The sequence below is a fragment of the Streptomyces sp. NRRL F-525 genome (assembly GCF_000716605.1).
Classification (GTDB): domain Bacteria; phylum Actinomycetota; class Actinomycetes; order Streptomycetales; family Streptomycetaceae; genus Streptomyces.
In genome coordinates this window covers 1-9,321 of the sequence record NZ_JNXE01000079.1, presented here as the reverse complement: position 1 = coordinate 9,321, position 9,321 = coordinate 1, and the positions used below count along the sequence as shown (strand labels likewise).

The following is a 9,321-nucleotide window of genomic DNA, read 5'->3' as shown; positions in this document are numbered from 1 at the left end:
CCAGGAGTTCACGACCCATACCAACCCACTGCGAACCCTGACCCGGGAAGACGAGCACCGTCCGACCCGCACCCACCGCACTGCCACCACCGGTGACAAGCAGAGGACTTGACTCGCCGCGCGCCAGCGCACGCAGCCCCGCCAACGCCTCCTCCCGCGAACCAGCCGCCACCACCGCACGCTCAGACAACACCGCCCGCCGCGAAGCGAGCGCTGTCGCGATCTCCGGCAGGGCCGTACTCTCCGCGGAGCCGACGAACGACCCGAGCCGTTCGGCCTGGCCCGCCAGCGAGCCGGCGCTCTTCGCCGACACCACCAGGGGAACCACGAGCGCCGCGACGCCGCTCTCGGGCACCGGGGTCGCCGGGGCCTCGACGGGCCCCGCGGGATCCTCGGGTGACTCCTCGAGGATCACGTGCGCGTTGGTGCCGCTCGCGCCGAAGGAGGACACGGCGGCCCGGCGCGGCCGGCCCGTAGCCGGCCACTCGCGGGCCGTCCTGAGGAGTTCGACCGCACCGGCCGTCCAGTCCACCTGCGGTGTCGGCTCCTCGACATGCAGGGTGGGCGGCAGCACGCCGTGCCGCAGCGCCTCCACCATCTTGATGACGCCGGACACACCCGCCGCGGCCTGGGTGTGGCCGATGTTGGACTTCAGGGAGCCGAGCCACAGCGGGTGGTCGGCGGGCCGGTCCTGGCCGTAGGTGGCGAGCAGGGCCTGGACCTCGATCGGGTCGCCCAGGGAGGTGCCGGTGCCATGGCCCTCGACGACGTCGATGTCCTTCGTGGACAGGCCCGCGTCGGCCAAGGCGCGCCGGATGACCCGCTGCTGGGAGGGACCGTTGGGGGCGGTGAGGCCGTTCGAGGCGCCGTCCTGGTTGACCGCGCTGCCGCGCAGCACGGCCAGGATCGGGTGCCCGTTGCGACGGGCCTCCGACAGCCGCTCCAGGACGACCACGCCCACGCCCTCGGCCCAGCCGGTGCCGTCGGCGGTCGAGGAGTACGCCTTGCACCGGCCGTCGGCGGAGAGTCCGCGCTGGCGGGCGAACTCCACGAAGGCGTCCGGGCTCGACATGACGGTCGCACCGCCCGCGAGAGCGAGCGAGCACTCGCCGCGCCGCAGTGACTGGGCCGCCAGGTGCATCGCGACGAGCGAGGAGGAGCAGGCCGTGTCGATGGTGACCGCCGGTCCCTCGAAGCCGAACACGTACGACACGCGCCCGGACGCCACGCTCGACGAGGTGCCGGTCATCACGTAGCCCCGGACGTCCTCCGGGACTTGTCGCAGCCGGGTCACGTAGTCGTGGTGGACGATGCCGGTGAAGACGCCGATGTCACGGCCCCGGGTGGAGGCCGGATCGAGGCCGGCGCGCTCCAGCGCCTCCCACGAGGTCTCCAGCAACAGCCGCTGCTGCGGGTCCATGGCCAGGGCCTCGCGCGGCGAGATCCCGAAGAGTGAGGCGTCGAACTGGGCGGCGTCGTGCAGGAATCCGCCGACGCGGGTGTAGGTGGTGCCGGGGTGGGTGGGGTCGGGGTGGTAGAGCTTGTCGACGTCCCAGTCGCGGTCCTGCGGGAAGGCGGAGAGCGCGTCGCGCTCCTCGACGACCAGTCGCCACAGTTCCTCGGGGGTGTCGACACCGCCGGGCAGGCGGGTGCTCGTGGCGATGATGGCGATCGGCTCGTCGGGTTCCACGGGCACGGCGGGTACGGATCCGGCGGTACCGGCGCTCGCGGCGTCCTCGCCGAGGAGTTCGGTGCGCAGGTGTCCGGCGAGGGCGGCCGGGGTCGGGTAGTCGAAGACGAGGCTGCTGGGGAGGCTCATGCCGGTGAAGTCGTGCAGCCGGTTGCGGAGTTTGACGGCGCTGAGGGAGTCGAAGCCGAGCTCCTTGAACGGCTGGTTCACGTCGAGGTCGTCGGCGCCGGTGTGACCGAGGACGACGGCGGCGCTCTCCTGCACGAGGTCCATCAGGACACGCTGCTGTTCGGCGGCGCCGAGCACGGCGAGCCGGTGGGCCAGTGATCCGTTCTCGGCGGCCGGCCTGCCGACGACCCGCCGGACGAGCGGCCCGTCCCCCGTCGTCCGTGCCTCGCGGACGGCGGGGTCGGTGACGGATTCCGAGGTGGGGTGGCTGTCGGGGCGGCCCAGGGTCAGCGGGCCGAGCGCGGCGACCGGTTCGCCGGTGTGGTCGGCGAGTTCCACGAGGTGGCGTCCGCCCTCGACGGGTGTGATCCGCAGCCGCAGGGCGGTGGCGCCCTGCGCGTACACGGCCAGGTCGGCGCAGTCGGTGAGGTCGAGCCCGCTGTCGCCGGTACGGGCGGCCAGGAGGTGAAGGACCGTGTCGAGGAGCGCGGGGTGGAGGGTGAACCCCGCTGCCTCGTCGGCGAGTTCCGGAGGCAGGGTGAGGTCGGCGGAGAGCAGGCCGTCCTGTTCCGTCAGGCCGTGTACGCCTCGTACGACATGGAGGCCGAGGCGGTCCGCCGGTGCGTCGGCTCCGCTGGCGGGCCAGGTGCGCAGGTCGAAGGAGGGCCTGGGCAGGCCGGGCCGGAGCAGGGCGCGGGCGTGGCACGTCCAGGTGGCGTTCCCGTCGCCGGTCCGCCTGCTGTGGACGGCGACCGGGCGCAGTCCGTCCCGGCCCGGGGCGTCGACATGGACACGGAGCTGGAGGTGGCCGTTTTCGGGCACGGCCAGCGGTGTGTCGACGGTGATCTGTTCGACGGCGCCGCTGCCCGCCTCGGTGCCGGCGTGGACCAGCAGGTCGAGGAGCACGGCGGCCGGAACGACGCCGGTGGCGGGATCGAGGAGCCGGCCGAAAGCGCGTCGGTCGGGCCGCCCGGTGAGCACCACACGGGTGCCACCGTCGCTGGGCGTGCCGGCGTGGTCGTCGTCGGGGATCTCGACGGCCGTGCCGAGCAACGGGTGGCCGGTGGAGCGGGCGCCGAGCGCTTCGGCGTCGATGGCGGTGGCCTCGGGTTCGGCCCAGTACCGCTGGTGCTGGAAGGCGTACGTGGGCAGGTCGGTGCCGATCGCGGCGGCCGGGGTACCAAGGAGGGCCGGCCAGTCGATGTCCGTACCGCGGACATGCAGTTCGGCGAGTGCCGTGAGGACGGCGGACTCCTCCGAGCCGTCCTCCCGCAGCGTGGCGAGGCAGCCCCGGTGGTCCGGGCCGAGCGTGCCGAGGGCGAGGGCGGTCAGGCCGCCGCCGGGGCCGATTTCCAGGAAGGTCCCCGCGCCCTGGTCGCGCAGCGCGGCGACCGCGTCGGCGAACCGTACGGCGTGGCGCACCTGGTCGACCCAGTACTCCGGGGTGGCGAAGCGGCCGTCCTCGGCGGGGGCACCGGTGAGCGTGGAGACGACCTTGACGGTGGCCGGCCGGGGGTGCAGCCGGGCGACGACGGTACGGAACTCGTCGAGCATGGGTGCCATCAACGGCGAGTGGAAGGCGTGGCTGACCGTCAGTCGCTTGGTCTTCCTGCCCTGGTGGGCCAGTCTCGCCGCCAGGGCCAGGACGGTGTCCTCGGCGCCGGAGAGCACGACGGCGTCGGGTCCGTTGACCGCGGCGACAGCGATCTCGCCCGTGGCCTCGGCCAGCAGCGGCGCCACCTCGGCCTCGGCCGCCTGGACGGCGACCATCGCGCCGCCCTCGGGCAGGGCCTGCATCAACCGTCCGCGGGCGGCGACCAGTTCGCCTGCCTCCGCCAGGTCGAGGACTCCGGCGGCGTGGGCGGCGGAGATCTCGCCGACCGAGTGCCCGGCGACCAGGTCCGGCCGTACGCCCCAGGAGGCGAAGAGCCGGAACAGCGCGGTCTCCAGGGCGAAGAGACCGGCCTGTGTGTACAGGGTGCGGTCGAGGAGCGCGGCCTCGGTCGTGCCGGGTTCGGCGAACACCACCTCGTGCAGCGGGCGCGCCAGGTGCCCGTCCAGGTGGCGTTCGACGGCGTCGCACGCGGCCGTGAAGGCGTTGCGGAAGACCGGGTACCGCGCGGCGAGTTCGCGGCCCATACCGGCCCACTGACTGCCCTGTCCGGTGAAGAGGAAGGCCAGTTTGCCCTCGGCGGGGCTGCCGGTGACGGTGACGGCGGTGGGGGTACCGTTCCCGAGCGCGCGCAGCGCGTCGGCGAGCTGTTCCCTGCCGGTGGCCATCAGGACCGCCCGGTGGTCGAGCCGGGCACGGGTGGTGGCCAGCGCGTGCGCGGTGTCCGCGAGGGACAGTTCGGGCCGCGCGTCGACGAAGCGGGCGAGGCGACCGGCCTGGGCCCGCAGAGCCGCCGCCGACCGGGCCGACAGAGGCACTGGCAGGAGAGCGGGCGCTGACGGTACGAGGGCCACGGCGGGTGCCGCGTCAACGGCGGGCCTGCGGTCCGAGGCGGACTCCGGCGCGACGCCGGGGACCGGGTGGCCCGCCGACGTCCGCCCGGACGCCGCGGTGTCCTCCGCCGGTGCCTGCTGGATCACGACATGCGCGTTGGTGCCGCCGATACCGAAGGACGAGACGCCGGCGCGCCGCGGGTGCCCGCCCTCCGGCCACTGCCGAGCCTCGGCGAGCAGTTCCACCGCGCCCGCGGTCCAGTCCACATGGGTCGAGGGCCGGTCCACGTGCAGAGTGCGGGGCAGGACGCCGTACCGCATCGCCATGACCATCTTGATGACGCCCGCCACACCGGCCGCGGCCTGGGTGTGACCGATGTTGGACTTGACCGAGCCGAGCCACAGCGGGCGGTCGGCGGGCCGGTCCTGCCCGTACGTCGCGAGCAGGGCCTGCGCCTCGATCGGATCGCCGAGCACCGTACCCGTGCCATGCCCCTCGACCACGTCCACATCGGCCGCCGCCAGGCCGGCCTCGGCGAGCGCCCTGCGGATCACCCGCTGCTGTGAAAGCCCGTTCGGCGCCGTCAGACCGTTGGACGCGCCGTCCTGGTTGACCGCGCTGCCGTTGACCACCGCGAGGACCTGGTGGCCCCGGCGGCGTGCGTCGGAGAGCCGCTCGACGAGGAGTACGCCGACGCCCTCCGACCAGCCGGTTCCGTCCGCCGCGTCGGCGAAGGCCTTGCACCGGCCGTCCTGGGAGAGTCCGCGCTGCCGGGAGAACTCGACGAAGGTCTCGAGGTTGCCCATGACCATCACACCGCCAGCGAGGGCCATGGAGCACTCGCCGCGCTGGAGCGCGCGGGCCGCCAGGTGCAGGGCGACGAGCGAGGACGAGCAGGCCGTGTCGACCGTGATGGCCGGTCCCTCGAAGCCGAACTGGTAGGCGATCCGGCCCGACAGCACGCTGCCTGAGCTGCCGGTGAGGCGGAAGCCCTCGACACCGGCCGCGTGCTGCGTCCGTACGGTGTAGTCGTGGCTGTTGACGCCGACGAACACGCCGACGTCCTGACCACCGAGCGCGGTCGGGTCGATCGCGGCGCGTTCGAACGCCTCCCAGGAGGTCTCCAGGAGCAGTCGCTGCTGCGGGTCCATCGCGAGCGCCTCGTTCGGGGAGATCCCGAAGAAGGCGGCGTCGAAGCCGGTCGCGTCGTCCAGGAACGCGCCGTGCCGTACATAGGTCTTGCCGACGCTGTCGGGGTCGGCGTCGTAGCGCCGGTCGATGTCCCAACCGCGGTCGTCGGGGAACTCGCTGACGACGTCGACGCCTTCGGCGACCACTCGCCACAGGTCCTCGGGGCTCTCCACACCGCCCGGAAAGCGACAGGCCATCGCGACGATGGCGATCGGGTCGTCACCGAGGGCGGCGGTGTCGGTGGCGCGCTCTCCGGCGTCCCGCTCCTGTCCGTCGCCCGTGGGCTCGTCGTCGCCGAAGAGCCGTACGCGCAGGTGGCCGGCGAGCGACACCGGCTTCGGGTAGTCGAAGACGATGGTGGAGGAGAGGGGCAGACCGGTCGCGGACGCGAGCTTGTTCCGCAGTTCGACGGCGGTCAGTGAGTCGAATCCGGTGTCCTTGAAAGCGCGGTCGGCACGGACCGCGTCGGGCCCGGAGTGGCCGAGGACCTGGGCGGCGCTCCGGCGGACCAGGTCCACCAGTGCCTCGGTGCGCTCCTGTGTGCCCAGGCGGTCGAGCCGCTGCCGCAGGGAGCCGGTGCCCGCCGCCTGCACGGCTCCGGCCGTCGGCCGCGGGGTGGGTGCGAGGCCGCGCAGCAGGGGCGGTACGGGAGTTCCGGCGCGGGCGGACGCCCGCAGGGCGGGCAGGTCGAACCGGGCGGCCACGAGGGCGGCGGGTATCTCGTCGCCCGACCGCAGGGCCGTGTCGAGGAGCGCCATGCCCTCGGCGGCGGAGAGTCCGACCATGCCGAGACGCCGGGTGCGGTGCAGGTCCGCGGCGCCGAGGTGGCGGGTCATACCGCTGGCGTCGCTCCAGTAGCCCCAGGCCAGGGAGACACCGGGCAGACCGGACCGGCGGCGGTGCAGGGCGAGCGCGTCCAGGGAGGCGTTGGCGGCGGCGTAGTTGGCCTGACCGGGGTTGCCGAGGACGCCGGCGGCGGAGGAGAAGAGGACGAACGCCGCGAGATCCGCGTCCCGGGTCAGTTCGTGCAGGTGCAGTGCGGCGTCGAGTTTCGGCCGCAGGACGGTGTCGACCCGGTCCGGGGTCAGGGCGGTGACCACGCCGTCGTCGAGGACGCCGGCGGTGTGGACGACCGCGGTGAGCGGGTGTGCGTCCGGTACGGCGGCGAGGAGTGCCTCGACCGCGTCACGGTCGGCGGTGTCGCACGCGGCGACGGCGACGGTCACACCGAGGGCGGTCAGTTCCTCGCACAGCGCCGCCGCCCCGTCGGCGTCCGGCCCGCTCCGGCTGGCCAGCAGCAGGTGCCGTACACCATGGTCGGTCGCCAGGTGCCGGGCGACGAGACCGCCGAGCATCCCGGTTCCGCCGGTGACGAGCACGGTGCCGTCGGGATCGAGCTCACGCCGAGGGCCTTCGGGAAGCGGGGTGCGCACCAGCCGAGGCACGGAGACCACACCACCGCGCACACGGATCCGGTTCTCCCCGGCGGCCACGGCGAGCCCCACGGCCTTCACGGCCGCCCGGTCGTCCAAGGGCGCCATGCCGTCCGAAGCCGCCGAGTCCTCAGAGGCCGACGTACCGGCGCGATACTCGTCGCCATCGCGGTCGTGGTCGTGATCGTGGTCGACAAGGACGATGCGGTCCGGGTGCTCGGACTGCGCCGACCGCAGCAGACCCGACACGGCGGCCACGGCGAGTTCGTCCTCGGCGCCGCCGGGGATCATCACGACAAGGCGGGTGGACGCCAGGGCGGACGCCGCCAACCACGCCTGGAGAACGGCCAACGCGGCGGCCACCGCCGCACGCGGATCGGCGGTCGCGCGCCCTGCCTCGTACAGGAGGAAGTCCGGAACCACCTCGCCGTCCGCCGCGAGGGCAGCGACGTCCTGCGCATCGGCGACAGCCACGGCGGTGCCGACGTCCTCGGTCATCTCACCTGCGGCCAGGGGCAGTTCGGCCCAGTCGACCTGGAACAGGGCATCATGCGCCGCCGCGTCCGCGATCCCCGCCCGCTCGGGCGAGAACGGCTCGGCGACGACGGCGTCGGCGGTCAGCACCGGCGCGCCGGTGGCGTCGCGCAGCTCAAGTCGGGTCTCCCCGGCAGTGGTACGGGCTGAGTTCACCCGCACCGCTGCGGCGCCGGAGGCCAGCAGGGTCACGCCGCTCCACCGGGTCACGATCATGCCTTCGGGGAGGGTCGTCCGAACCGCCGCGTCGAGCAACGCCGGATGCAGGCCGTAGCGGTCGGCGTCGCCGAACGCGTCGTCGAGGGCGACATCGGTCGCGGGGCCGTCGTCCGGCGGCGCGCTGCCGGAAGCGGCCGGAGCGACCGCCCCGGGCGCCAGCGTGCCGTACGCGTGACGAGTCCAGACGGCGTCCAGACCCACGTCGTCCGGTCGGGAGTACACCCCGACTGTTCGCCGCCCCTGGTCGTCGGCCTCCCCCACGGTCATCTGTACGGCCCTGCCACCGCGCGGCGGAAGCACGACGGGCCGGTCCACCACCAGGTCCTCGACCACGGGACTGCCGACCTCGTCGCCGAACCGGACGGCCAACTCGACCAGCGCGGCGCTCGGTACGACCACGACGTCACCGACGGCGTGATCACCCAGCCAGGGGTGAGCGGCCACCGACCACCGCGAGGTGGTCGTGAACCCACCGGAGTCCGGCCGGCCGATGATCGCGCCGATGAGCGGGTGGTCGGCAGTGGCCTGGCCGAGGGAGGCGGCGTCGGTCGCGGGGGCGGTCTGGAGCCAGTAGTGCTGGTGGTCGAAGGCGTACGTCGGCAGATCGACGTGACCAGCAACCGTGCCGGCCGGGAGGACGCCGGTCCAGTCGACAGGCACGCCCCGCACGAACAGCTCGGCCATCGACGTGAACAGGCGGCGGGGACCGCCCTCGTCGCGGCGCAGCGAACCACTCACCACGGCATCGGCGTCCGTCTGGTCGACGATTTCGCTGACCGGCTGGACCAGGACGGGGTGGGCACTGGACTCGACGAACACCGTATGGCCTTCGGCCAGGAGAGCCGCGATCGCAGGACCGAAACGGACCTGACCCCGCAGGTTCCGGTACCAGTAACCACCGTCCAGGACACCGGCCTCGCGGACCCACTCCCCCGTCACCGTCGAGTAGAAGGGAATCAGCGGCGCCTGGGCGCGGATGTCGGCGAAGGCGGTGGCCAACGTCTCCTCGATCGCCTCCACATGCCGGGTGTGGGAGGCGTAGTCCACCGCCACCCGACGCACCCGCACACCATCCGCCGCCAGGACATCAAGGGCCTCGTCGAGGGCTTCCGCGTCACCAGCGATCACGACGGACGTCGGACCGTTGACCGCCGCGACCTCCACCCGGCCCGCCCAGCGCTCCAAACGCTCCACGACGTCGGCCTCCGCCAGCGCCACCGAGGCCATGCCACCACGGCCCGCGAGACTCCCGGCGATCACCTGGCTGCGCACCGCCACGATCCGGGCCGCGTCCTCCAGCGACAGCGCCCCGGACACGCACGCTGCGGCAATCTCGCCCTGTGAGTGGCCGACCACCGCATCGGGCACCACACCCACCGACGCCCACACAGCCGCAAGACCCACCATCACCGCGAAGCTGGCGGGCTGCAACACATCGACCCGCTCCAGGAGTTCGGCCGGAGCGTCTCCCCTCAGCACGTCGACGAGCGACCAGTCGACCCAACGCTCAAGCACCGCCGCGCACTCCGCGACCCGCTCCACGAACACCGGGGAGGAATCCAGGAGTTCACGACCCATACCAACCCACTGCGAACCCTGACCCGGGAAGACGAGCACCGTCCGACCCGCACCCACCGCAC

1 protein-coding gene is annotated in these 9,321 nt (G+C 73.4%); it reads right to left on the bottom strand.

The window, feature by feature from the left end; all coding sequences use genetic code 11:
• A partial coding sequence (locus tag OO69_RS47595; protein ID WP_078652917.1) for a type I polyketide synthase occupies positions 1-9,259 on the bottom strand: 9,259 nt, incomplete at its 3' end.
• Between the last annotated feature and the right edge of the window lie 62 nt (positions 9,260-9,321).